Source organism: Desulfoluna spongiiphila (assembly GCF_900101345.1).
Taxonomy (GTDB): domain Bacteria; phylum Desulfobacterota; class Desulfobacteria; order Desulfobacterales; family Desulfolunaceae; genus Desulfoluna; species Desulfoluna spongiiphila.
The window spans coordinates 88,932-113,906 of record NZ_FMUX01000008.1; the positions used below are offsets into that span (position 1 = coordinate 88,932).

The following is a 24,975-nucleotide window of genomic DNA, read 5'->3' on the forward strand; positions in this document are numbered from 1 at the left end:
GTTTAATCTGAATCAATAGCGAATGTGATTTTCCCTGAGGAACGAAGGGGAAAGCGCATTTGCAACCAGCTTTCGAGGTGGCACACCTCGCCGCCGGAGGCATTGCTGTTGTTTTTTTCTGAGCCCTCTTGACCCTGTGATTCATCCGACTTCAACCATAGAAGGCATTTGTTTTTACGCTTTTAAAGGACGCAACCACATGTATGCACGTAAGGCGAATTTTTTTGATTCACAGACCGATGCTCCCTGGGCGGCCGAGGCCTACGGCCCGGAGGAGATGACAAAGCTGGAACGGGTCTTTGCGGCAGCCGGGCCCCTTGACGGAAAAACCGTATTGGAGCCGGGCTGCGGCACCGGCCGTCTCACAGAGATTCTTGCAAGGAGGGTGGGCCCTTCGGGTCGGGTCCTTGCCATGGACATCAGCGAAGGGATGGTGGCGGCAGCACAGGAAAGGCTCGCGGATCAGGCCCATGTGGACCTGCGGCATGGGCACCTGGAAACCTGTCCCCTGCCCGAAGGCGGTGTGAACCTGGCCCTCTGCCATCAGGTTTTCCCCCACCTTCAAGACCAGCAAGGGGCCCTTGCCCTTCTGGCCCGCAGTTTGAAAGCCGACGGCCTTCTCATCATCTGCCATTTTAAGCCCTTGTCCGTCATCAACGACGTGCACCGCAAGGCAGGCACGGCCGTGGAGCAGGACATGATCCCCGAACACGGGGAGATGGAGCGAATGTGCACCGAAGCCGGTTTTAAGATCACCGAGCTCACCGACGATGCAAGGGGGTATGTCCTGTGTGCAATAAAAGCGTGACCTTCTCTGCGGCCAGTGGCACATCCCGCACCCCCTCCTTGAGACGAGTTTTTGCCCTGCCTGTTATCCTGACAATCCTTGCATTCACCGGCAACGCAGCCACCGCTGAAGAGGCCCACCTTTTTCTGGACGACGTGACGGTCACCGCATCCCCTGTCATCGACGGGAACATTACCGATGCCTATGGGGCACGGAAAACAAGGGTCACCGAAGAGCAGGTGAGCGACCTCAACGCCCAGGACCTGGAGACCGCCCTGAGGCGTACCCCCGGGGTCAACATCTCCCGGTACAATCCCATCGGCTCCTTCGGCGGGGCCGAAGGGGGCGGGGTCTTTATCCGGGGCATGGGCTCCAGCAGGCCGGGGGCCGAGATCAAAACCTTGTTTGACGGCATCCCCATGTACTTGAGCGTCTGGAACCACCCGCTTCTGGACACCATCCCCGTGGACTCGGCCCGAACCATCGAGGTCTACAAAAGCCCCCAGCCCCAGCATTTCGGCAACGCCTTCGGGGTGGTGAACGTCGTGCCCAAGCGCAAGCTCACCGAGGGATTTGAGACCAAGGGGCAGATTGCGACGGGCCGCTGGTCTACCCTGGTGGGGACGGTGGAACACGGCGGAAAAAAAGACCGGCTCGATTATTATATCGGCTGCGGGTACCGAAGCTCCGACGGGCACAGGGAGGCCGCCGACGGCGAGCTGAAAAACATCTACGGCAGCCTGGGGTATGCGCTGAGCCCCAACTGGGACCTCAACATCGTGACCCTCTGGAACGACAACGAGGCCAGCGATCCCGGGGAGGAGGGGGCCGATCCCGCCTTGCGGGAGGGCACCTTCGAGACGCGGACCTGGCTGGCCGAGGCCACCCTGTCCAACAGCTACGATACCGCCGACGGCAGCCTCAAGGTCTACTGGAACGGCGGGGAAGGGGACTGGCTGGATTATCCCGCGCCCACCCCGGGCGTACGGGAGTACCTCTACAACGATTCGCTCTTTTACGGGGTAAAAGCCAGGGAGACTTTCTATCTGAACCATGGCCTGGAGTGGCTCGTGGGCTTTGACTGGGATTACAGCGACGGGGAATACGACAAAACCTTCAGCGACGGCAGCACAGACCGGTGGGACGGCCATGACGTCACGATCTTTTCCCCCTATACGGCCGTCAGCCGCCAGTTCGGGACCCGGGACGGCCTCTACGCCATCCCGTCGGCAGGCGTGCGGTATTACGACAACACCGACTTTGATGACGAGGTGGCCCCCCACGCAGGGCTCGTAACCGGATACAAGGACACCGAGGTTCACCTGGGGTATTCACGCGGCGTGGTCTACCCGGGCCTTGAGGTGGTGGTCTTTTCGGAAAAGGTCATCCCCATGCTCAAGGAGACCTGGAAGGACTTAAACGCTGAAAAGGTGGACCATTTCGAGGCGGGGATCACCCGGAAATTTGGAAACCGCGCCATGGTCGACCTCACCTTTTTCTACGACGACGGCACAGACCGGTACGTCATCGTGCCGCCCCCGCCACCTCCCCCTGTGTACGACAACATCGAAGAATTCACCATCAAGGGCTCGGAGATCACCATAAGCGTCAACCCCACACAGGACCTCTCCCTGTTTACCGGGGTCACCTTTCTGGACACCGATCCCGGAGATATGCCCTATGCACCGGAGACCACGGTCACTGCCGGTCTCAACTGGCGATTCCTGAAATCCTTCAAATTGAGCCTGGACGCCTCCTACCTGTCGAGCATGACCGTAAGCTCCCAGGCCCGGAAAGCAGGGGCCGAAAACAGCGCTCCGGTGGATTCTTACACCCTTGTCAACGGAATGCTGAGCTACGCCTTTCATCTCTCCGGCATGGAAGGGGAGTTTTTCGTGGCAGGGGAAAACCTCACCGATGAGACGTACGAGTACCTTCCGGGCTATCCCATGCCCGGGCTCAACCTCATGGGCGGTTTCCGCTTCACCTTGTAAGAGAAGTGTCCATGCGGTGAAAAGAGGGGCCCCCGGCAGGTGTGCTATCCCGGATATTTCACGAGTCGATCTGGGATAGGGGCCCTGTTGGTTTGGTCTGCCAGCGGCTGAGATAGGTCCGGTAGAGGTGCGTGAACCAGCCCCCGTCCGGAAACACCTTCAGGGAAGCAAAGCTGTCCGCGGAGAAATAGGTGCGCACAAAGGGGGTGTAGTCGGGGGTGGCCACAAAAAGGAGGGCGGCCAGCCCGTACACTGCCAGGGTGGACTTCAGGTCCTTGGCGTTGGCGAACTTAAAGGCGGTGCCCGAGGATCGCTTCGGGCCGTTGCCGAAGAGATCGAGGCTCACCAGTTCGTCCAGAAGCAGATGGATGATAAACCCTGCAAAGACAAAAAACCCCGCCATCCAGACGGTGTGCTTCGAAAAGCTGAAGAAATGGTAGAGGATGAGGGTGGTTAAAAACCAGAAAAAAAAGCTGGCGGGCACGGAATGAATGATCCCGCGATGGACGGTGATGCGCGTGAACATGGAAAAAAAGAGAAACTTGACCACGAAAAAACTGCCCAGCCAGATGAGGAACAGCTCCGCAGCGGAATTGTCCGCCCCCTGATTGAACATGATGAGAAAAGAGATCACCGTGGCGATGAAGGTAAAGAGAAGCCGAACGGGCAGGGAGCTGTCCGAGTCGATGTCGGGCAGCAGCCCGCCCACCACCCCCATGACGAAAAAGAGCAGCACCTCATCGGGCGTGGCAAGACATGCCGCCAGCAGAAAGGTGGCCGCCGCACTGCTGCAGAGGCTTGAAACCGTAAGATGTGTTTTAAATTCAGCCACGCGATGCCATCCCTGTTGCAACCCAATCCATCATCCATCGAATTTTTCCTTATACACCATTAAGAGAATTTTGTCGTAAAGGAAACGCATGACCGCCGCATCGGACTTCCTTTTACCCGGGACTCGAAACGAAAACACACCTCTTCTCCAGCGTTCTCCACTCCTTTCAGAGTATTAACTATTTTATCTCTTTCCTTATCAAACAGATAAAAACTATTTATAATCCGCGACAATTAACTACATCCGATGAATTGATGTTTCTTTAGTCTTCAAAAAAACAGGCGAGAGAAATGCCTACATCTGGAAAATCAAAAGTGATACGTTAAAAAAGGAGTATCGGAATGAATGCTTGCCCACAGGCAATTGAACGTCAATGGCTCTGGATTTACCGAAAAACCCGCATGGTGGATTTTCTTTTATCCGGAACCCCCATCCTGCCTGGGGATCCCTTCACCATGGAATCCATGGTCAAGGGACTCTTCTCTCAACTTCGGGACATGGCGGCTCCTGATGTCGGACTTTTTTTCGAGGGTCCCATGGATGCAGCCCCCCTAACCGTGAACAGAGACGCCGTGGATCTGCTCGTGTACCTCATCCTGGAAAACGCCTTACGATTTACCTCAAACGGATGTATCCAAATCACGCATCATTCCATGAAACAATGGGACCGACTTACGATTCGCGATACGGGAACCGGATTCACGCCTCGCCGCCTTCACCGACTCAACGACACCCTGAGGCGTGGTCATCCCGATCCACACCCTGGAAGCATTCGCGGCATTCCGTTGTCCGCTAGTTTAATACAGTCCCTTGGAGGGCGCATGGGAATCCGGTCACGGCAGGGAAAGGGCTCCTCGGTGTCTCTTTTTTTTTCCAAGGGCGGCGGCCTTGTCAAAAAAGCACGCCAGCACCGTCCTCGTTGGTATCCAAGGCTCCCACCCTTTCCGAAACAAGGTTTCCCGCTGGCTCACGGACACGGGCAAACCCTGTGCCGTCATCTCGGCAATGAGCGTCACAGCCCCCCCCCACAAAAGCAGCCCCGATGCGTGGGTTGTTCAAGCCTCTCCGGATAACACCCCTGCACAGCCCTGTCCCCCACAGCTCCCCACAGCGACACATTGGCTTTTAAGTTTCCTGCCACATCCAGCCGCCCTCTGCCGCGCTTGCGGACAGATCCACCACGCCAACGAACGATTTTGCCGTTTTATAGGCGCACCGGACGCCTCAGTGAGGCTTCGCTCACTCTGGTCTCTGGTCTCCTTCTCAGACACCCCGGATCGAACGCTTCAACAGCTGGCATGGGGAGAAACCCGACACATCCCTTGTGGAGGCATCTGCCGATTCGATGGGGAAGAAGTATTTCGTGATCTCATGATTTCACGAGGCACCGGTCCCCAACGTGATCTCTACCTGGTGATGCTGCAGACCTGCAATCAGGATAACCGACAAAGAGATGACCGACCTGCCGCGCTCCAACTGGCCGTGGCCGAGGTGATGACCCTCTCCCTGGCTCTCTGGGAACGCTTGACCGGTAAAGGAAAAGTGAGCCTTGCAGGGAACTCTGGGCTCTGGAATGTCCATATCAATCCCGATGGGTGGGAGCGGACCCAGACCCTGGACCGTTACCTCAAGGCCGAAACCGTGCCCAAACACCCAAACGTAAGTCGGGTAGAAAAAACGGCATGGTGGGTCCTCTCCCACGGCACCGACAGCTCCCACACAGGACCATGCGACAGACTGCAAACCGCCGTCAGCCGCCTGATGGCCCTGGTCTGAATCCCACAGGCACATATAAGGTTCCATTTTTAATAACGATCCTGACATTTACACATGGTGATCCTGGTTTTCACAAGAATCACGAGCCAGGTAATTGAGTTTACGGTCCATGTGCTTTTTTATGGATACCAAGGGAAACCGGTTCACCGCTGATAATGGCACATCCTGCCCTTCGGTGTGCTGTCCGACGTCATGCACCTGCGGTTGGGTGGGCAGATGTAAACCAGGGGGCGGAGCTATGTCCAAGCTTAAAATTCAAAAATCAGGGGTCCTGATCATCGCTGTGGCGATCTGTTGCTATGCCGTGGTGGTATGCGTCGTGAGTCTGCGGTCCACAGGCGGGATATCGCCCCTTTTTTTTGCCGTTGACGGGGTGCTGCTCATGCTCGCCTGCCTCCTTCTTTATGCCTGCAGAACAGCGGAACAATACGGGCGGTGGGGCTGGCATCGGGCCATAAACAAACCGGCCGCCCCGACCATGGACGACCGCCACCACGTGGTGGTCACCGACTCGGCGCAACACAGGGACCTCCTTTTAGAGCATGAGCACAGGCAAAAGGTCTCTGCCTCTGTCCTTCGCACCCGGGTTGGCCTGGCTGAAAAGCTCCCGTTTCTTTTGGCAACGGACCACGGCTGGAGGCATCTTCATACCCTCACGTCCCTGGTCTATCATCCCATGCGCGCCTGCCTGGTGAAAGGCCTCTGGAAGGAGCTCTTTGGGGCCCAGGCGCCGGTGTTGACGATGCACATCTGCCTGGACAGCCTCCTCTCAGAAGGACAGGCACATCGCCTCCGCAAGGCCCGCCACCTGGCCCGCGTGTGGCACATGATACCCGAAGGGACGAGGCCCCTTCGGGTTGAGATGGTTCTCCTGGGGCAAGACCGTACCGGCGTGGGAAAGGCCCTTGCGGCCACACTGGAGCCCGGGGACGTGTTCTTGTTGACCCCTCAGATGAGCCGGGAGGAGGTCCTGGCACACCTGACGGAGACCATGCACGGGTATGTGGACCGAGCCGTGGGCAAGGCCGACCCCGATCCATTTCTTGACCTTGTCGAGGCCGCCTCCCATGTCAGTAGATGGGGTCGGATCCTGGCTGATTATTCCGATGCACTCTTCAGCTGCATGCAGGTGGCAGAGTTGAGCTGGAGGTACACGGACCTTCTACCCGGCGAAAAAAACATGCGGTGAGAAAAGGCGATGATTTCATGCATGACCGTCTAAAAACACCCTCCCAAGACAAACCGGGATCTGCACAGTTACCAAAAAAAACAAGGAGTAAGAGCCATGGCGATTCAGGACGAACTGCCCAAATCAAGATTGACCCTGACCTATCGGACCGAAATTCACGGAGAGCCTGAAGAGCTGGAGTTACCCTTGCGGCTTTTGGTTCTAGGGGATTTCACCGGAGAGAAGAGAGACAAACCGGATTTTGCGGAGCGGGTTCCCCTGACCCTTACCGACAAAAACACCAACCAGATAATGGAACGCATGGAGATCCACGCAAAGGTTAACGACTCGGAGAACAACACCTACACCCTGCCGATTCGAAACATGGACGCCTTTGTGCCCTCGGAGATGCCCCGATTTATCCCCAGCCTGCAACGGATACTGGAAGGACGCAAACGCCTGGCCGATGTGGTGTCGGTGCTGGACAACCACAAAAAAACACGGGCCGCCGTGGTGAGCATGATCCAGAATGCCGAGGTCCTGGCACAGATTCGAACGGCCTTGGAGCCGGCATATGGAAAAAGCGCCGGGTTCATGGACCTGATTGCCAAACCCAAACAGCTCCCCGGTGAGGAAAGCGAAAAAACCCAGGCAGAGGAAGAGGCCAAATAGGGACAGCACCAAGACCCTTTTTCGACTCGACCCGCAACCAAGGAGATTCCCATGACACTGGCAACGGAGCTCCTCCCCCTGGGAGAGAGCATGAATTATGAAACGGCTACCCTTGATGCCGTTATTCGGAAAAAAATGGCGGCTCAGCCCCTGGAAGCCCCGGCAGCGGTAATAAGTGACGTCCACCTTACGATGCGAAGCACGGTGGGCTGGTTGATTGATGCGGAGACCACCCCGAGCCTGGGCAAAATCAACGGTTTTTTAAAACAATCCCGTAAAGCCCTGGACAAAGCCCAGGAACACCTCACCGAACTCTCCGGTGGTATCCCCCTGGAGGGAGAGGTGTTTGACCTCCAGAAAGAGATCAAGCGCGACACCCTGGTGACAAAGGCCTCCGGGACACTCGCAGAGGTCATGGAACTCTGGGCCCAGACCGGGACACTTCTCTCTGAACTGGAGACCCTGGTGGCAGGGCTCATGGATGAAGAGGCATTGAAGGCAACCCCGGATGTGGTGGCAGGCGTTACCCAGACCCGCAAAATATCCCAGAAGGCCCTTCATCTCCTGAAAAAGGTGGGGCAGTACACCCATGACCTCAGCCGTCCCGACTTCGATGAGCAGGAAGCCGTGGCGGATTATTTCCTCTCCTGCATCGCCACCCTGTTGTTCAATGATATCCTGCCCGAAACCGTGGAGGAGGGGGCCAATGTGCTGCATATGGTGAAGAGCCAAATTCGCAGCCTGCAGTCCAAAATCGACGACAAGGTGGAGCAGGACCTGAACAGCATCATCCACACCCCGGCCTACAAGGCCCTGGAATCCAGCTGGATCGGCTTACAGGACCTTCTCCAGGGCACCGACTGGAATGCCGGCATCATGATCGACATCTTGGACGTCTCCAAAGAAGAGCTTGCCGAGGATTTCGACAGCAACGAGGTGGACCTGACCTCCAGCGATCTCTTTAAAAAGGTGTACGTGGCGGAATACGACCAGTACGGTGGCATTCCCTACAGCGGAATCATCGGGGTTTATGAATTCGAGAACACCCTTAAGGACCGACGCTGGCTCAAGACCATGGGCAACATCTCGGCGGCCAGCCACGCCCCCTTCGTCTCCTCGGTGGGTCCACAATTTTTCGGCTGCGAAACCATTCAGGAGCTCGCTGACATCAAAGATCTCAAGGGGCACATGTCTCAGCCTCGTTTTGATGCCTGGAACACCTTTCGGGACTCGGAGGAAGCTGCCTACATCGGGGTGGCCGTGCCCCGCTACCTGCTTCGGGCTCCCTGGGACCCTGAAAACAACCCCGCAGGTGAGCTTGCCTTCAAGGAGAGCATCAACCCGTACAATGGCCACGAGGACTTCCTCTGGGGCAACGCCTCGTACCTCTTTGCCAAGAACATGGTACGCTCCTTTGCGGAAACAGGCTGGTGTCAGTACTTAAGGGGCCCCAAGGGCGGGGGCCTTCAGCAGGGGCTCCCCCGTTACTTTTTCGATTTTGACGGCATTAAGGAGATGAAGATCCCCGTAGAGTTCACCATTCCCGACTATCGGGAGCTCGCCTTCGCCGAGACTGGCTTTATTCCCCTGGTCTACCGGAAGGGCACGGCCGATGCCTGTTTCTTCAGTTGTCAGTCGTTAAAAAAATCCAAAAAATTCAAAGACCCCCAGGACACCGAAAACTCTCAGCTGGTCACCAACCTCTCCTACACCTTCTCCATCACCCGCATCGCCCACTACATCAAGTGCATCATGCGGGACAACATCGGCCTGCCCGCCGATGCCGCCTACATCAACAACGTGATCCTCTCGTGGCTCTCCAAGTATGTCACCACGGTGGTAAACCCCGACGATCGCACCCTTCGGTACTACCCCTTCAAGGCTGTATCCGTTGAAACCACAGAACAGGAGGGCATGGTGGGCTGGTACAAATGCGTTGTCAGCGTCCTGCCCCATCTTCAGTTTGAGGGCATGGATGTGGAGCTTCGTCTTGACGTTCGCCTCTGATCCATCCTGTTGACGTCCCCGGCGGCATGACCGCAGCCGGGGACGCTTCCCACACCTACACCCACACCAAGGAGACCGGTTATGGCTTCTTCCTCGTATCCCTGCGACGTATCCCAGGGGTTTAATTTCCAAAAAGATATCCAGTGCCTGGTGGGGCACCTCACCGCCCTTAAAATCGGCGACACTGAATTTTCCCCTGACCTTGCCGTGAGTGATCCCACCAAGATCGGTGAAGACGAAAGCACCTCAAAGGTAGTGGGGGTGCTCTCACACATCTACTGGGACGGAGGCTACGCAGACCCCATTCAGTGCAGCTTTCAGATCTCCACGGCCAGCAAGACCGAGGCCGCCGTGCTCCAGCACACCAAGCTCTCGGACACCAACGTGGAGTTCCAGTTTATTGTCTTTGATTACGACCCGGATAAAAAAAAGTTTTACCAAGCCTGCCACACCAACGAGACAGCCATCAAAGGGCTGGTGGAAAAATCAGGGGGCAGCCTGGCCATCAACGTGGACCTGTCCCCTTCAGGGGAGGTGGTGTCCCCCATCAACTACGCCATGTACCTGGGCATCATGCCCCAGGAGGAGGAGCAGGACGTGCACTTTGCCGTGAGCGAGGACGCAAAGTTTGTCAAGAAATGGGGCGTCAGCGTCGCGGCATGAGGCATCAATCACCCACAGGAGGGCAGGGGAGATGAAGCAGGGCAGGCTGGCACGCGTCCACTGGGAGACAGGGCAACCGATTTTTCCGGCACACCTTCAGGCACTGGAGGAGGCCCTGTCCGTGGAGGGAGCCTTACGGGACAGTGCCACGGGCCTTCCGGGTTACGGGCTCATGCGTTTTACCTGGGACCCGGGCCTTCTTTCGGACGGCACCCTGGCCGTGCAGGGCCTGCGCCTGATCCTCAAAAGCGGACGCCTCGTGGAGGCGGGGGGCAACGCGACCCTCACGCCGGAGCGGCTGACGCTGGAAGGGGAAGAGCCGCTGGGAGGGAAAGACACGGTGACTGTCTATGCCCACACCTGCCCTTCGGTCTGTCGGGCGCACGGTATAGGAAGCGATGCCCCCGAGGTCGACACCCTGCCGCGGTGCCTCCACACCGTGGTCCTCTCCACGGAGCCGTCCCTTGACGCCGCCTTCGGGGGGGCAGGGGAGGGGCCCCCTGAAACCACCCCCCTGGTTCGGCTGGTGCGCCATGCAGAGCGGGGCTGGGAGATGTCCCCCTGGATTCCACCCCACCTGCATGTGGGGCGCACCCCCTTTTTTCGTCCCGAGATTATCCGCTTAAGGGACCGGCTCAGCCGGTTCAGACGTGGGATCGCCACCCTGCTGCCCGCCTTGGGCAAACAGCCGCTAAAACTTCACATGCTTCGCCTCTGCATGGCCGAGGTGACCCTTGCCGATCAAATGCTGGGCAACATGGACCACGGCATCTGCCCGCCACCCTGGCGGCTCCAGGAGATGCTGGACCGCCTGGCCATCCATCTGGGGATTGTGCGCGGCGAAGCCCCGGACGGCCCGCGTCCTCCCTACAATCATGAAGACCCCGCCCGCTGGTTTTTTCCCCTGGTGGATGAGATCACGCGCCTGACCCGCTACACCCGGTTTCGATTTGGTGCCGTGCCGTTTCAGCTTTCAGACGGATGCTACCGTGCCGAGTTTCCTGCTGAGCTCTGCAGGTCTTCCCGGGTCTACCTGGCCATGGTGGAGGAGACGGCCGCAGGGGCGTGCCTTACCCCGAAACTGGGCGCACCGTCACGGTTGCCGCTGCTTCATCGCCACGCCCTGCGCGGGGTGGAAGGGGAGAAGGTGGCAAACCCCACGGCCCCGGCCAAAACCGGAGAACGGTTCCACAGGCTGCGAACCGGAGACGATGAATGGGCCCATGCCTGCTCGGATCTCGCCTTGGCTTTTTACGCCCAGAAGGGCCATGAATCCTGCACATTTCGCCTGGTCTTCGAACGCTATTGATCGCAAAGCCCAACGCCATGAGCCTCTTTTCAAAATTTGCCATAGACCCCATACCGGTTGTCTCTTTCCGTCAGCGATTTGCCGAGTCCCTGTGCCGACTTCTCAACACCCGCAGGACCTACGGAGATTTTCTTCCGGATTTCGGGGTGGCGGATCTCTCCGATATTCCAGATGGGCAGGCCCTGCGAGCCTGCCTCGCCCGGGAGATAACCGAGGTCTTGACGCACTATGAGCACCGGTTCACGCCCCTTGCCGTGGAGGCCGAACAGGCCCCTTCCGGGTTCCGATTCCGGGTGGAGGGGCGGTTTTTGTCCCACAGCCCCCGGGAGCCGGTGGCCTCACACCTTGTCACCTTCTGGCTGACCCATGACACGTCGCGAGGTTTTGCGGCGGCAAAGGCGTAACATGGCACTGACCTGTACCTTCACCCTCTGCAAAACAGACGGGGTGACCCTTGAAGTAAAAGACACCGATGGCGGAATCACCCAAACCGTTACGATGGACGGCACCACCATCACCATCACGGCCAAAGGCGATGAGACCAGCACCTTCGTCCAGACCCCCGAACAGATAAGCCTGACCTGCAAAAACCTAGAGGTTAAAGCCGGTTCCATGACCGTTGAGACAGACGAAGCCCTGACCCTCAAGGCGGGCACCGACCTCAAGGCCGAAGCAGGGACCGGCATCACCACAGACGGCCCCACAACAACGTTTAAAGGCGACACCCTCACCCTGAAGGGGAGCCTTGTGAAAACCGACGCCTCTCAAGTGGTCTTGAGTTAAAAAAAGTAACCATTCAGCACCTAAAAAACAGCCTTCTATCGTTAAAGTGCGTAGAAAAGCCTGCCTCCGGCGGCGAGGTGAGCCACCTCGAAAGCAGGTAGCGAATGCGCTTTCCCCTTCGTTCCTCAGGGAAAATCACATTCGCCTCTGATTCAGATCAAACTGAATTGTTTTTAAGACCTGTTTGGCAACCTTTTTAAAAGGTTGGCCCCCGGCAGGGCCGCCGGAGGCGTTTTCGTTTGTATGAGCTGAATAGTGACAAAGGATAACAGGATGGAAGTGGACCGCAGCCTTTACGAGACATACTTGGAAGAGATGCAGGGCCTGGAACGATTCAGACACCGTTACGGGAACCGCTACCCTGACATTCCTTTGGAGAGCGACGACCCGGACACACGCCGCCTCATGGAAGCCATGGCCCTTTTTTCCGCCCGAACCCGTTCCCTCACTGAAGAGAAGACCAGGCTCTTTCATTTTCGGATGCTGGCGCGGCTCTTTGGCGAGTTTATCCAGCCGTTGCCCGCAAGCATTCAGGTGGCCTTTCAGGCCACGGGCCTGGCCGAGCAGATGAGGCTCCCTGCGGGTACGCGCCTGGGGGTTTCCGACGGCGAGGGAGACCTCACCCTTTTTCGAACAGAGCATCCCGTGGTGCTCCACCCCATGGCGGTACGCGAAACGCTCCTCAGCAAGAATCAAAGGCGCCTGGACCTTACCTTCGATCTCTCGTATCCCCACACCGGCCCACTGAAGATCCCCTTGACCCTCCACACCCAGGGAGACCTTATAACCGCCGCCGCCCTTTACCGGCAGCTGGCCGGATGCACCGGCACCGCCACCCCGGACTCTGGTGAATCGTTGCCTGTGACCGTTGAAACGGAGACGATCGACACCGGGGAACACCCCATCCTTGCCTTACGCGATTTTTTTCACGACCCGGCCTCCCACCTCCGGGTGATTCTTTGCCTGCCAGAGATTCCCCAAGGGTGCCGACGGCTTGCCTTTGCCCTTTACAGCAGCATCCCCTGGCCGGACCTGTGCGAAGAAGAGGGGACCTTTATGCCCATGACCGCAAGGGCAAAAAACCGCATCACCGCCCACGCCGCCCCCATTCTCCATGACGGCACCCGGCAACGCCACCCCCTGCGGGCCCCCGATCCGTTGAACGGGTCCGTGCCTTTGGCCGTCAACGGGGTGTACACCGACTCCTCCGAAGGACTCGTGCCCCTTCAGCCCGAATACATGGACGGCGGCGGTCAGGGCTACGCCCTGGACCTCTTCCCGAAAGCCGATGGTTTAGAGGTGAGCCTCCGTCTGGCCCTGCCTGAAGCCTTTCACCGGCCCGTGACCGTGGTGGCTGAGGCCGACTGGTACCGCCCTGACTTCAGGCGAATCGCCTGGAAGCAGCTGGCGCTTTTTCTCTACGATCACGAGGTGCCCGGCGTCACCCCGATTCTCTGCGGGCCGCCGTCACTCCAGCGGGTGCCCGACGCCGCGGCCGCCGCAGAGCGTCTGCCCGAGCTGGCCGCATGGAAGCATGCCCAGTGGATGCACCCCGAAGAGATCAACGAACTCATGGAGCGCTGGATGGGGGCCTGGTCGGGGCCGTTTCGGGACCTGAAACCCATCGTCGGACGGCTGAGCCTTGACGGCAGTGGCGCTGTCCCCTGTTGCGAGGTGGCCTACACCGCTCCTCTGGGGCGCCTGGCCCCCCTGGCCACTCTGTTTGAAGAGGGCTTTGTGAAAACCTTGGATGCCTGGATCATGCGGCCTGGCCTGAAACTCCGACGCCTTACGCCGGGATCCATGGAAAGGGACGGTGATCATGACGCGGCTTGACCAGTGGGTGACGGTTGCCCGGACCCTTCGGGCCATGCAACGAGAGACCCCGACATCGCCCCCGGACGACCCCAAGGACTTTTCACGGTACCTTGCAGGCCTTTTGCAAGAGCTGCCCCGAGAACTGGCCGGGGCGCTCGGGGCGGCAGACACCGACGCCGTGGTCATGGCCCTGGCCGTCCTCGCCGATGAAGAGATCCGCTGCCGTCTCTACCCCGAGACCCCCCATTTATGGCCCGGTATCCAGGTCCATCTCTTTCATCGGGAATGCTGCGGCGACCTCTTTTGTGACATGCTTGAAAAACGACTGGCGGCTCCCCCCGTCGAAGACGGTCTTTTCGTGATCCAGGTGGCCTGTTTTTGCCTGAGGAGCGGCTATCGGGGGCGTTGGGCTGAAGACGACAAGGGAAGAGACGACCTCCAGCACAAGGTGCACCGGTGGCTGGAAGAGGGCATGAAGCAAATTGATGAAACGCCTTGAAGCGCGCATCAACGAACGCATAGGCTCCTTTGACCTGCCGGCTCTGCTGGCCTTGCTCAAGGCCGAGGGGGCCCCTGTGCCCCGGTTTGAAAGCGATGACGAGAGGGTCTCCCCCACGCGCCTTATCACCTCGGTGCGCGTCGGGGAAGACGAGACGGTGGTACGGATCCACACGGGCCTTCTGGGTGCGGCGACCCCGCTTCCCGCGTACTTTTTTGCCCGCATGGGTGAGGAGAATGTGGACGAGGCAAAGGCCCTGGGATTTTTAAGATTCTTTGACCACCTGCTCTTGGCGCGGCTTATCTCCGGGGCCTTTCCGGAGGTGGACCCGTGCCGGCACCCCCGGGGCGAGTCGACGGATTATCTTTCCCTGCTCCATCCGGGCACCCCGAGCGGCCTTCACACGCTCTTCTCCTCCGCCTTTCCGGAGTGCGCCGTCACCGTAAAACGGTGCCGGTCAGTTGGTCCTCCACAGCCCAAACGGCTGGGGGTTTACGCCCTGGGAGAGGCCGTATCACAAAAAACTGGCGGAAAGCCCGCCTACCGTGTGCACCTTCGGGTACGAGACGCTGGCGGCGAGTGCCGTCTCCTGGTTCCAGAAAGCGCCCGCAAGCGATTTCTCACCCACCTCGTACCGGTTCTCTATCGCTACGGACTCCACCTCACAGTGACCCTCTCCCATGCCGGATTGAAACAGGGGCTTTGCCTGGGCAACGAGGGGCTCCTCGGGATTCACCCCATGCGTGAAAAAAAAGGCGTCGCCCCGAAGCTCCACGTTTTTGACGGTGCGGTGGATGAAAGACTGCTATGAAAAGCATTGAAAGCCCCATTGAAACAGCGATTCCCGTCACCTTGGCCAGCAGCGAAGCGTTGGAGGCAGACATTCGAACCTTTGAGGCTGCCTGGCTCAAAGGGGAATACGCCACCGTTCGGGACACAGGGGAAACCCTCATGGGTCTCGGGGTCCTGGATGGCCGGGTGGTCACCTGGTACCTCTACGCCTGCCTGGCCACCGAAGGGACCCGAAGCCTGACCGCCGTCCTCCACAGCCTTGCACGCTTCCTGGGGCGAGACGACCTGCCTGATCTCGGCTCCGCCACCGGGTGCACACAGATGGCAAAGGGAATGGACCTGATGTTTAGAAAAATTACCAAGCGACTCAGCCGAAAAGCCAAAGGTGAGAAGGGCTCGCTAAACGCCAGGGCCTTGGGCCTCACCTGTGAAGACGCCCTTCGCGCCAGGGAGCAGCTTGAAGCCCTGGAATCACTGGCCCGGGAAAAATTACCCGGCGAGCCCCTTGGCGACCTTCAGGAACTCAAAACCTGGCTGGAAGAGCTCCACCACGCCCTGGAAACCGAGGCTGCCGAGGCTGAAGCACGAGCCCTCGACGCGCAAAAAATCGCCGACGCGCAAAAAAATGTGTCCGACACAGACGCCACGGACACGCTGTCCCGATGCCCCGACCCTGTCGACCACGGTGCCCAATCACGCCTCCACCTCCCGGTCAGTCCCATGCTGCAGGACCTCCTTGACCACCTTGATCTGTTTGAACGCCTCACCCGGGAAGAAAGATACCGCCTCGCCGCCGTGGTCATGGAGAGCATCGACGAGCGCTTGGCCTCCTTCGACCCCCGGGATTACTTTCCCTCCCTGTTCCGGGACTTCTCTCAGCTCCGCGCTTCCCGCATGGAGGCCTTCGCCGAAGCCGAGAGCTATCAGGGCACCCGGGAGTGGGACCGCCTCCGGGAATGCCTGCGGGTCAACCCCGAAGCCTTTTTAGACCTCGATTCATGATCGGCGTGAATAACCATGAAAAACAAGCAATTCGGCACAAAGCTTACAGCAACACTTGCACTTACATTCTCTTCGGGTGAGGTGGTGATCCCAGCCGGAGAATGGGTCTCCTTTGGCTGGGAGTTGCACCCCTGGGGATTTGAAGCAGAGGTGGTTTTTCGGGTGGCATCAGGGGGAAATAAACACGACAAGGTGTTCACCGATTTCATCAAACCCGACCTCATTATAGCCGAACTCAAGGTGGCGGCGGTGACCACCAAACCAACCCCAGAACCGGAACCTGTCCCCTTAAAGGGGCCGGTGGTCTTCCGGGGCCTTGAGGAGGAGGTGAGCACCGAGGTGAAGGAGGCCCCGGTGTTGGTGCGGACCTACCGCATTGGGTTCACGGATCCCCTGGCGTTTTACTGGACGCGGCATCGCCCCACCCGTATCTACGCCAAAAAGAGCCTTACGGCGGTGGTGGAGGAGAACACCCCGGCAGGGGTGACGGTAAAAACCGAGCTCGCCGCCTTTGATGACGTCCTTCCCCTGATCACCGTGGGGCTGGGAACGCCGGATAACCTCACCCACCAAGCGTACCCGGCCCATTTCCTCGACTGGGTGGTGACCCGCCTTCGCCACGTGCAGGGCCATCTCCTCTTTGACCCGGTGGCGAACAGCTACACCCTGGCGACTGCAAAACCCTCCGATGGGGACCCCACGGCCCTCAAGGAAGGGGACACAGGCACAGCTTCGGTCACCTTCCCCGAGCCCCCCCGCCATGGGGTAAGCCTTATCAACGGGGTCTCCAAAGACGCCAGGGTGGAGCCGGTAAGCAATGAAAACGCCGCCACCGGCATCATGGAAGAGATCCTCATCATGGAACCGGTGCCCAAGAACGTGACCACCCGAAAAACCCTTGAGACCAGCCGACTTACTCCCGAGTCCATGCGGGTCTCGCTTCCCTTTGCCCGGTTTCCCGAGACCCGGCTTCTCTGCGGTTCCCTGGTGAGCCTGCCGTCGCCTGAGAAGACCACGAAACTCATCACCTGCAAAAAAGTCTATCGCATCACCGCCATGTCGGCCACGGCCCAGGCGCCGGCCCCTCAAACCGACGCCGGTACAGGGTGCGATCAGGCCTTTTTCAGTGCTTGCCTCCAGGTCAGCCTCGAGGCAAAGGAGGATACCGCGTCAAGGCTCCCCGACGCCCGGCCCGTGCCCGCTCTCTTCCACGTGGAAGGGGTCATCGCAAGCGACGTGGGCGAAGAGAGCGAGGCCACCTACCAGGTGGTCCGGGACACCGAAACCGCGGGTGACCGCTACCGGGTCACCCTTCCGGCCTTTGACGACCTCGAAATACCCGCCCTTTTTGCCCCGGACAACCTTCCCTCCCATCTCTTTTTCCCCCTGTACAAAGGAACCCGGGCTCTTCTGGCTTTGTCCCTTTGTTCCGCCCGCATCAAAGGGACCGTGGACTGGCTTGGCTCCACCCGCGTGGACCAGAAGGCCCAGAGTCAAAGAATCCTTTTTGGCAAAGGTGAAAAAAGCCAGGTGCGCCTGGAACACCGCTACGAGGAGGGGAAGCCGGTGTTTGAGATGGAACGTGTGATGGAAAAAGATGGGGAGAGACTCACCATGGAAGAAGGAAAAATGACGTGGCAGGTGGGGGAGTCCTAAGGGGAAACCTGCTTTCAAGGTGGCTCACCTTGCCGCCGGAGGCATTGTCTTTTGTGCATTTTTTTGAAGCCTTAACCGCCGGGTTCATACCAAGGAGTTCCCATGCCCGTAACCGATTTGAAACAGCCGTCCAGCCTGTCCGAGCCAAAAGCGGAAACCCCGACCTACCTGAAACAGATTTCGGGCAGGCAAAATACAATTCAGCCCCTGACCAAACGGTCGTATCAGATCCTTCAAAAAAAACTCACTAACGTCAAAACAAAATTTGCATCCAACACGCACGTCGACACAAAGGGACTCAAGCTCGGGCTCCTGAATGACCGCCCGAAAATCCCGAGGACCATCGGCTTGAAGATGACCGACTTGACCGAATCCTACAGCCAGCAGATGTGGGCCCTGGTCACCGCCGCCCTGTCCATCGACAAGGATGAAGAGACGCCCTTTGGACCGGAATTGGAAGGCGTGCTGGAAACCAGCCGAGCCATGGCCAAACGATTTCAGGAGGCGGTAGACGAGATTGAACGTTGTTATGCCTTTCTCCGGGAAGAGAGTTCAAGGGTCGTCACCGATGTGGCACAAGCCCTCAACACGCGAGGGGATGTCGGACAGGAGACCAAAAGGCAATTGTTTGATGCATATTTTAAACGGTATCTCATCGACCATGAACGCCTTGGTTTTAAAGATGTACTGACCCCCAAGCACATCCTTCTCCCCCTGCTGAAGGGAAAAAGCGTGTACAGAAACAAGGCGAAAACGCTTCAATTCCTGACCACAGTATCCACAAAAACCGATCGCTCAACCCTACGAATCGACAATATAAAGACAAAAAGTGGCACATCCATACAGATGCTGTGCCAGGTCCAGCCCAAATTCGAGTCCCGTATTTACAGCGACCATGCAGGCTTTGTCTGTGTGTTTTCCAACACACACTCACCGCCCCTGTTTGTTTACTATCACTCCCTGGAACACGGGCATCAACACACCAACACACGAATCGCCCAAAATTACGGAGCCTTCTCAGGACACAGCATGGCCGTCCCGGGAACGGGAACGATCGATACCGAAAACCCCGTGACACTGGCCATTCACAATCCCCGAGACGCATACGTAGATCATCTCCACGAAGAGCTCGATTGGCTGATCACGCTTTCCATCAAGCACAATGGAAATGTCCTTGTCGTCATTGGGGAGTGCACCTCCGCAATCCACGAGGGTGTCCTCGACCTGGTCCTGGCAATGGAACAGGACAAAACGGACTGGAGTAAACTCGGACGAGTCTCCCCAAGCAAAATCCGCGTGCACGGTGCCCCGACCACCGCCGCAGGGTACGACCTGAAACTTATCAACGCAAGCAAGCCCAGGTATCAACAGGGCAAACCGGCTCAGGGTCTGGGCGTCCATGCCTTGATGGGGTACCTCTTTATCAATACACGCGACCAGACCCCCCGGGTCAGTGTGACAGCCAACATGCTGACACTGACGGGAGACGGCACCGACCAGAACATCCTCACCGTGGCATTTCCCAACGGGGAAAAACATGCCTTCACCCACCTTCTCAACGGAAAAGAAGACGCCCTGGCCAATGAGTTGGGGGGGTGCGGATACGCAAGTGTCGGAGGGGATTTAAACAACATCACCATCGGCACGGAGCTCGTTGCCACCCACAGCAGGGACGAATCCCGAATGAGCATGGGGAGCAATTCGAAATCAGATCAAATGTACGACAAAATCGTCATCCTGGAATGAATAACGCAGACCGGTATGCGCGGAGGCCCCTGTGATGTCCTATCTCCACATCGATGCCATGATCCGGCGTGCCATGAACTTAGTGATTCGCATGTATAGATGCTGGCATGCTTATTCTGAACCGATCATGAAGAGGAGGAGAAATGGCTGACAGACGAACGGAACGACGGAATAATAAAATACGTAAAATCGTGGGTTCAAAGAAGATGGGGCTGGAACCCGAGGCACGAGCGAATCTTATTGACGTTTTGCATATGCAGGATGCGCCCTCTGGCCTGGTTAGCGGTGCTGTGAAGATGATTCAGGAGGCTAAGAACGCAGAGGAGTTCATGGGCATGGTCAAGCAAATCAAATCCATGCGCAATATGCGGACAAAATAATCCAGGGTCAAGGCCACCGAAGGGGGCAAAATGAATTTTAACTTTGTCGCGCTGCAGAACCTCAATTTAGCCAAAGCAAATCAAGTCCAGAATACCCTGGCGGGCTCTCCTCTCAGCTTCTGGATGGACATGAATCATATGGCGCACGGTGGCGGGGGGCCATCGACGTGCACGGTCCATGCGGTAGGGGGCTTAAATCCCGCCACGATATATAACCCTGCCGGTACGGGATGGGATCTGACGATTGATTTGGCCAGGTGGTTCTTCAGAACCTACAACGTCGGGTATCAGGTGGGCTTGTTCTGCCATGAGGTCTCAGCCCATTTCATGACGGATGATAACATTCTACAGGCTGGCGGCTTTCACCGTGGCAATACTGCGGTTGTGCATGCACCGGGCAATAGTGAGCAGGGCATCATAGGGGCCGGTGGAAACATCACCGACCAAATTACGACTGTGGTCAACAATCCAGGGGCGGCAGCTCAGCCTGATCACATCTTCGCGTCGTCGAACGCTTACGCTCGGTTCCTGGAATATCGAAATTCGATGCATAATTTCGGAGTCGCCATGGCGGGTGCCGGGGTGGCCTTTGCCGCTGCCGATTACCGATCCCTCGTCGACTGCTGGCTCATGGATGTGGCATCGATTGTGGTGACAGCAGACACAAGATATCTCGGGGCCGGCCCTCTGGCAAACGCCGTTGCAGCAGCTTATAACGCGTATCGCTTACATCTGCAGGCCACTTTCCCCCTTCCAGTTGCAGGCGTAGCCGTAGCTCCTCCTATTGATGCGGCAATCCATGCCACACCGGTTAAGACCGCTGGCCAAGTGCGCATGGATTATTTGAGGATGCTGGCAGGGATTATCTGGCGGTATGTGTGGTGACGCTTGCCTTTGCTCCAATACGCGATGTCGCGGACAAGCTGGGTCAAGCTTAACGGATGGGGTTCAACCAGGCGCGTGATTCATTCAGGAGGAATTTTCCATGGGCATTCTTGTGGTGTCCGGCGCACAGCTTCTGTGCTCCTTTGGGGCTGCGCCTTGTTCTCTGGTGGTTGCCCCCGGTCATGGGGTCAACTCGGCACAACCGGTGGCCAATGTCTGTGATAAAGATCCGGGCGCGAACATTGCCGGTTTCGGGCTCTGCTCATCCCCTGCCAACCCGGCGGTGGCCTCGGCCACGGCGGCAGCTTTGGGCGTTTTAACGCCCCAGCCCTGCGTGCCGGTCACCACGGCTCCGTGGACCCCGGGGACCCCAAAGGTGGTAGTGGGGGGACAGATGGCCGTGGACAATGCATGTCAGTTGACATGCGCATACGGTGGCATGATTACGGTGGTGAGCCCGGGCCAAGCCGTTGCGTTGGCTGGCTGACCGGAGATATACCAGATCAAGGGTTCGTCTACACAAAGGCCCCGCGTTTTTAAAACGTGGGGCCTTTTTTGTCTATGGTGGTACCGCTGAACAAATCAAAGGACGCGAAGAACAGCGTCTCAGCTCTTGGGCAGGGTGCTCTGGTTCAGGGGCTTGTGGTGCATTGAGGTGCTGATGAGCTCCATGACCACCGCACAGAAGAGGGCGGGAAGGATCCAGGCAAAGCCCGAGTCGGCAAAGGGGAGCTTGGCGATGAGCTTGCCTGCGGCTCCTGTGCTGATTTTAAGAAAAGCCAGGGCATCGAAAACGCTCACGATGAGGCAGCCGGTTACGGCGCCTTTGAAAACGGCGGAGCTCAGGTTCCTGCCCAGAAGGGTCAGGGCGATGAGGATGATGACGATGGGGTAGGCGATGATGAGAAGGGGAACGGAGAAGTTGACGATCTTCTCGACCCCGGAGACAGCGATCAAGGCGCTGAAGATCACCGTGACGATGACAACCGGCTCATAGCTCAGCTTGCCGTGGGTCAGCTTCTCGAACCAGGACCCCACCACGGCGGCAAGGCCGATGGAGGTGGTGAGACACGCCGCAGACACGGCAAGGCACATGGCGGTCTGGCCGGCAGCGCCGAAGATGGTGTTGGTGATGGAGACAATAAGGTCGGCCTTGGAGATCCCCGCTTCAAACGTGCCGCTTGCCGTGGCACCCAGATAAAGGAGCCCGCCGTAGACCAGCATCAGGCCGGTGCCTGCGATGAGGCCCGCCTTGCAGGTGAGCTTGATCTGCTCTTCCGCTGTCTTGTAGCCCTTGGCGGTGATGGCCGAAAGGATCAGGCCGGCAAAGAGGATGGAGGCCAGGGCGTCCATGGTCTGGTATCCTTCGATGAACCCGCGGGACAGGGGCTGGGTGAGGCCTTTGCCGACGGCATGGCCCATGGGACTTGCCACCCCCTTGATGATGATCATGCCGATGATCAAAAGCAGAATGGGGGTGAGGTATTTCCCGATCTTATCCACGATGCTCGAGGGCTTCAGGGCAAAAAAGAGGGTGATGGCGAAAAAAGCGATGGAGGCCGTCAAAGGAGAGACGCCGGGGAAAAGGGGCTTGATGCCGATTTCATAGACGGTGGCCCCGGTCCGCGGGATGGCAAGGAACGGGCCGATGGCAAGGACGATGGCTGTGCCCATCACCTTGGCGAACAGAGGGCTCACCCGACCGGCAAAACGGTCTAAGGAGCCGCCGGACTTGGCCAGGGCCGCCACACCCAGAATGGGCAGGCCCACCCCGGTGATGAAAAATCCCAGCATGCAGAAAAACCAGGAGGTTCCCGACAAAAATCCAAGGGCAGGGGGGAAGATCAGGTTCCCCGCTCCGAAAAACATGGCAAACAGGGCTGCCCCCGCAACGATAATATCCTTACGCTCATTATTCACAGGTGTTACCTCCACCGATTCGATCACTAAAATGACACTTGCTTGGGAGTTGCTTTCCAGCTCCTCATTGACACAGACCAGGGAGGTTAGCACACAATTTTCCGGGATAACAGGGGTGACAATGATAGGGTATATTCCGTGTAATCACAGGCACTAAAACTGTTTCACCAATAGCCCACCAGACAAACGGAAAGTTTTGCAGGGCCCTTTCTTTTTATTCATAAACCATCTGCCGTTCAGGTTTTCGATTCGTTACCTGCCGAACATAAAAAACCCGGGAAAGCTGTCGGGACAGCCTCCCATCTTTAAAAAAGGAAAGGGATCCCCGGAAAAGGGCCCCCGAACAAAAAAAAAGCCCCCGGCTTGGCCGGGGGCTTTTTTTGTCATGGAACCTCAGGTGGGGTATCAGCCACCGAATTTTTCAATGTACCCGCCGATAAAGACCACCAGGATAATCAGGGGCAGGATGTATTTGACGTAGAAGCGCGTTTTTTCAGGATAGCGTAGCCCGTGGCCCTCGTTGGCCTCTTTCACGAAGGCGTCCCAGCCCCATCCCATTTTGTAGCTGCAGAAAAATGCAAACACAAGGGAGCCGATGGGCAGCAGGTTGTTGCCCACGATGAAATCCTCCAGATCGAGGATCACCGTGCCTTCGCCCAGGGGATTGATCCCGCTCAGGACGTTAAAACCCAGGGCGCAGGGCAGGGAGAGGAGGAACAAAAGGACACCGTTGTTCAGGGACGCCCGTTTTCTGGTCCACCCCCACTCTTCCATGGTAAAGGCCATGATGTTTTCAAAGACGGCGATGACCGTGGACATGGCGGCAAAGCTCAGAAAGAGAAAGAAGAGGGTGCCCCAGATGCGTCCGCCTTCCATGGTGTTGAAGATGTTGGGCAGGGTGACGAAAATCAGGCCGGGGCCGGCTCCGGGATCCTTGCCGAAGGCAAAGCAGGCAGGGAAGATGATCAGGCCGGAGAGGATGGCCACGAAGGTGTCCAGGCCGATGATGTTGAGGGATTCACCGGTGAGGGAGCGGTCCTTGCCGATGTAGCTGCCGAAGATGGCCATGCTGCCGATACCCAAGCTCAAGGTAAAAAAGGCCTGGCCCATGGCGGCGTAGACGGTCTCCCAGACACCGGTCTCCATCAGGCGGCCGAAGTCGGGCATTAAATAAAAGGAGAGACCCGCCGACGCACCGGGCAGGCTCACGGACTTGACCACCAGGGCAATGAGGATCACGAACAGGGAGGACATCATCCACTTGGTGATCTTTTCCACCCCCTTCTGGAGACCCAGGGAGCAGGTGAAAAAGCCCAAAACCACGGTGAGGCCCATCCAGAACACCAGGGTACCGGGGCTTGCCAGGAGCCCGCCGAAGAAGCCGCCCACCGCATCCGGGGAGAGGCCCGCCAGATTGCCCGTGAGTGTGTGGTAAAAATAGGCCAGCATCCAGCCTGCAACCGTGGTGTAGAACATCATAAGGATCAGGTTGCCCAAAATGGCGAAATAGCCGTAGAGGTGCCAGCGGCTTCCCTTGGGCTGAAGGGCTTTCAAAGCCCCGGCAATGTTCTTTTGACCGCCGCGGCCGATGGAAAATTCCATGATCATGATGGGCAGGCCGAGGATGAAGAGAAACAGAAGGTAAATCAGCACAAAGGCCGCCCCCCCGTACTTTCCGGTAATAAATGGAAAACGCCACACGTTCCCCAGGCCGATGGCGCACCCGGCGGAAATAAAAAGGAAGCCGAGCCGGCTTCCGAGCTGTTCTCTCTGGTTGACTGAACTCACAAAACGCTCCTTCTCTGGTTGATCATGATACGTATGATGGAAACCCCTTTGTTTGATCTGTATTCCGGGCACCTTATCGAGGATGAGGGCGTATGGTTTCATGAAAACCTGATGTTTTCATAAAATTCAGCAGGTTCGGTTTCGATTTCCTCAAAAAAGCGCGTTGGATTCTGTGCATAGTAACGCAGATGCCCTTTTTTTTCCAGCTTTTCGAAATATTTCAGGCCATAGCCCCATGGCAGGAACAATGGGCCAGGCTGACTGATTTACAAAAATGAAAGCGGTCTGTGTAACCGGACAGGGAGCACAGGGCCCATTCCTGACGAAGGTGCCTGCGGCAACTCACCGCCGGTAACGGGCCCCGACACGGGCGGCGTCCCCGGAGCCCGCCATTTTTCGGCTGGACATTTTGAAAAATCAATGAAATTATTAGTAAATAATCATCCTTTATCATCACCAGACGTGCGCATCACGCCACCCATGCAGGCATGCGCCTCC

23 protein-coding genes are annotated in these 24,975 nt (G+C 57.8%); 20 read left to right on the forward strand and 3 right to left on the reverse strand.

Annotated features, from left to right (window positions below; translation table 11 throughout):
* Positions 1–199: 199 nt before the first annotated feature.
* Positions 200–808: a class I SAM-dependent methyltransferase gene (locus BLQ12_RS12245; RefSeq protein WP_092210945.1), complete on the forward strand. Its 609-nt coding sequence runs from the start codon at positions 200–202 to the stop codon at positions 806–808.
* A gap of 38 nt (positions 809–846) precedes the next feature.
* Positions 847–2,781, forward strand: coding sequence for a TonB-dependent receptor (locus BLQ12_RS12250; protein WP_175469714.1), 1,935 nt, complete (start codon positions 847–849; stop codon positions 2,779–2,781).
* A 58-nt stretch (positions 2,782–2,839) separates the two neighbouring features.
* Here the strand turns inward: BLQ12_RS12250 and BLQ12_RS12255 are convergent, their stop codons facing one another.
* Positions 2,840–3,613: a metal-dependent hydrolase gene (locus tag BLQ12_RS12255; RefSeq protein WP_092210947.1), complete on the reverse strand. Its 774-nt coding sequence runs from the start codon at positions 3,611–3,613 to the stop codon at positions 2,840–2,842.
* A gap of 536 nt (positions 3,614–4,149) precedes the next feature.
* Here BLQ12_RS12255 and BLQ12_RS28345 point away from each other — a divergent pair.
* The 18 genes from BLQ12_RS28345 to BLQ12_RS12345 all read left to right on the forward strand — a co-directional run bounded on the left by BLQ12_RS28345 (position 4,150) and on the right by BLQ12_RS12345 (position 21,256).
* Positions 4,150–4,686, forward strand: coding sequence for a sensor histidine kinase (locus tag BLQ12_RS28345; protein ID WP_367888779.1), 537 nt, complete (start codon positions 4,150–4,152; stop codon positions 4,684–4,686).
* A 298-nt stretch (positions 4,687–4,984) separates the two neighbouring features.
* Entirely contained in the window at positions 4,985–5,389 is a 405-nt protein-coding gene (locus BLQ12_RS12265) for a hypothetical protein (RefSeq protein ID WP_092210949.1), read from the forward strand.
* A 238-nt stretch (positions 5,390–5,627) separates the two neighbouring features.
* Positions 5,628–6,578 (forward strand): hypothetical protein, encoded by a 951-nt coding sequence (locus BLQ12_RS12270; RefSeq protein WP_092210950.1) that lies wholly within the window; start codon positions 5,628–5,630, stop codon positions 6,576–6,578.
* Positions 6,579–6,674: 96 nt separating this feature from the next.
* Positions 6,675–7,229: a type VI secretion system contractile sheath small subunit gene (locus tag BLQ12_RS12275; RefSeq protein ID WP_092210951.1), complete on the forward strand. Its 555-nt coding sequence runs from the start codon at positions 6,675–6,677 to the stop codon at positions 7,227–7,229.
* A 51-nt stretch (positions 7,230–7,280) separates the two neighbouring features.
* On the forward strand, positions 7,281–9,236 hold the full coding sequence (tssC, locus tag BLQ12_RS12280) for a type VI secretion system contractile sheath large subunit (protein WP_217640297.1): 1,956 nt from the start codon (positions 7,281–7,283) through the stop codon (positions 9,234–9,236).
* A gap of 81 nt (positions 9,237–9,317) precedes the next feature.
* On the forward strand, positions 9,318–9,899 hold the full coding sequence (locus BLQ12_RS12285; RefSeq protein ID WP_092210952.1) for a hypothetical protein: 582 nt from the start codon (positions 9,318–9,320) through the stop codon (positions 9,897–9,899).
* A gap of 31 nt (positions 9,900–9,930) precedes the next feature.
* Positions 9,931–11,208: a type VI secretion system baseplate subunit TssK gene (tssK, locus tag BLQ12_RS12290; protein WP_092210953.1), complete on the forward strand. Its 1,278-nt coding sequence runs from the start codon at positions 9,931–9,933 to the stop codon at positions 11,206–11,208.
* Positions 11,205–11,612: a GPW/gp25 family protein gene (locus BLQ12_RS12295; protein ID WP_092210954.1), complete on the forward strand. Its 408-nt coding sequence runs from the start codon at positions 11,205–11,207 to the stop codon at positions 11,610–11,612. Before tssK ends, BLQ12_RS12295 begins: the two co-directional genes overlap by 4 nt.
* A gap of 1 nt (position 11,613) precedes the next feature.
* Positions 11,614–11,991 carry a hypothetical protein gene (locus BLQ12_RS12300; protein WP_092210955.1) on the forward strand — a complete coding sequence of 126 codons (378 nt, stop codon included), beginning with the start codon at positions 11,614–11,616 and terminating at the stop codon, positions 11,989–11,991.
* Between the two features lie 273 nt (positions 11,992–12,264).
* The gene (locus BLQ12_RS12305; RefSeq protein WP_092210956.1) at positions 12,265–13,827 is read left to right on the forward strand and encodes a type VI secretion system baseplate subunit TssF; all 1,563 of its coding nucleotides are present in this window, start codon (positions 12,265–12,267) and stop codon (positions 13,825–13,827) included.
* Complete coding sequence (locus tag BLQ12_RS12310; RefSeq protein ID WP_092210957.1) at positions 13,814–14,308, forward strand: DotU family type IV/VI secretion system protein; 495 nt, start codon at positions 13,814–13,816, stop codon at positions 14,306–14,308. Before BLQ12_RS12305 ends, BLQ12_RS12310 begins: the two co-directional genes overlap by 14 nt.
* Positions 14,295–15,119 carry a hypothetical protein gene (locus BLQ12_RS12315; protein ID WP_092210958.1) on the forward strand — a complete coding sequence of 275 codons (825 nt, stop codon included), beginning with the start codon at positions 14,295–14,297 and terminating at the stop codon, positions 15,117–15,119. Before BLQ12_RS12310 ends, BLQ12_RS12315 begins: the two co-directional genes overlap by 14 nt.
* The gene (locus BLQ12_RS12320; RefSeq protein WP_092210959.1) at positions 15,116–16,102 is read left to right on the forward strand and encodes a type VI secretion system protein IglI family protein; all 987 of its coding nucleotides are present in this window, start codon (positions 15,116–15,118) and stop codon (positions 16,100–16,102) included. Before BLQ12_RS12315 ends, BLQ12_RS12320 begins: the two co-directional genes overlap by 4 nt.
* Positions 16,103–16,117: 15 nt before the next feature.
* Positions 16,118–17,758, forward strand: a complete 1,641-nt coding sequence (locus BLQ12_RS12325) for a hypothetical protein (RefSeq protein WP_092210960.1) — start codon at positions 16,118–16,120, stop codon at positions 17,756–17,758.
* Between the two features lie 102 nt (positions 17,759–17,860).
* A complete protein-coding gene (locus tag BLQ12_RS12330) occupies positions 17,861–19,504 on the forward strand; it encodes a hypothetical protein (protein WP_092210961.1) in 1,644 nt (547 codons plus the stop codon).
* A gap of 143 nt (positions 19,505–19,647) precedes the next feature.
* Complete coding sequence (locus BLQ12_RS12335) at positions 19,648–19,884, forward strand: hypothetical protein (RefSeq protein WP_092210962.1); 237 nt, start codon at positions 19,648–19,650, stop codon at positions 19,882–19,884.
* Positions 19,885–19,914: 30 nt separating this feature from the next.
* Entirely contained in the window at positions 19,915–20,769 is an 855-nt protein-coding gene (locus BLQ12_RS12340) for a hypothetical protein (protein ID WP_092210963.1), read from the forward strand.
* A gap of 100 nt (positions 20,770–20,869) precedes the next feature.
* The gene (locus BLQ12_RS12345; RefSeq protein ID WP_092210964.1) at positions 20,870–21,256 is read left to right on the forward strand and encodes a DUF4280 domain-containing protein; all 387 of its coding nucleotides are present in this window, start codon (positions 20,870–20,872) and stop codon (positions 21,254–21,256) included.
* Positions 21,257–21,375: 119 nt separating this feature from the next.
* Here BLQ12_RS12345 and brnQ read toward each other — a convergent pair whose 3' ends face one another.
* The gene (gene brnQ, locus BLQ12_RS12350; protein ID WP_092211069.1) at positions 21,376–22,689 is read right to left on the reverse strand and encodes a branched-chain amino acid transport system II carrier protein; all 1,314 of its coding nucleotides are present in this window, start codon (positions 22,687–22,689) and stop codon (positions 21,376–21,378) included.
* Between the two features lie 405 nt (positions 22,690–23,094).
* Positions 23,095–24,477: a sodium-dependent transporter gene (locus BLQ12_RS12355; protein ID WP_226860217.1), complete on the reverse strand. Its 1,383-nt coding sequence runs from the start codon at positions 24,475–24,477 to the stop codon at positions 23,095–23,097.
* Between the last annotated feature and the right edge of the window lie 498 nt (positions 24,478–24,975).